The sequence below is a fragment of the Leptospira vanthielii serovar Holland str. Waz Holland = ATCC 700522 genome, assembly GCF_000332455.1.
GTDB lineage: Bacteria > Spirochaetota > Leptospiria > Leptospirales > Leptospiraceae > Leptospira_A > Leptospira_A vanthielii.
Window position 1 is genome coordinate 1 of the sequence record NZ_AOGY02000030.1, and the last position, 639, is coordinate 639.

Annotated in this window: 1 protein-coding gene; it reads right to left on the reverse strand. The window is 36.2% G+C overall.

The window, feature by feature from the left end; all coding sequences use genetic code 11:
* Positions 1–231: helix-turn-helix domain-containing protein (locus LEP1GSC199_RS06675; protein ID WP_002979404.1), on the reverse strand; the 231-nt coding region annotated here is incomplete at its 3' end.
* Positions 232–639 lie beyond the last annotated feature (408 nt).

Below are 639 nucleotides of genomic sequence, written 5' to 3' on the forward strand. Positions count from 1 at the left end.
CTTTATTTTACCAGAATTTCTGGAACTTTCATTCTTCTGTGAAATGATTTGAGCATTTGATACTGAATAATTAATGAAAGAATTTCTTGAATAACCTTTAGATAATTCTCTGGAAATGCTTGAAGGACTTCGATTCAGTATCTTAGCTATACTTCTAATACTTTCCTCTTTAAATCGCATCTCAGCAATTACTTCCCTTTCTTTCAAATTAATTCTTGTATAATGATTCATTTATTAACACCTTATTCATTAGATTATCGGTGTTGCGTTAAAAATTTGATTCTACCTTTAATAATACTGTTTATTTTCTAACAATATCGCATAACGAATTAGTGGAGACGACGTTTCCCGACCCTGAGTCCCGGACGGGACGTTAGGGACTGGCACGGAGTTTGCGGATGCAAACGAGTGACAGAAGGGAAATGTGGCGAAGCCCAAGCGAGGGCTCGTCCCGAAGCGCAGCGTTTCCATGCTGTTATACGACGTAGCCTATTGTTAGATAATAAGTTTAGCTAGAGATTCTAATATTTTCTTAATCTCTTCTAACTTGTATTGTCCTTCGGCGACTCCAATTACGAAGTTATATAAGATTTCATTTGGATCAGTATTTCGTATCCGTTAATATCGAGAAAGACTAAT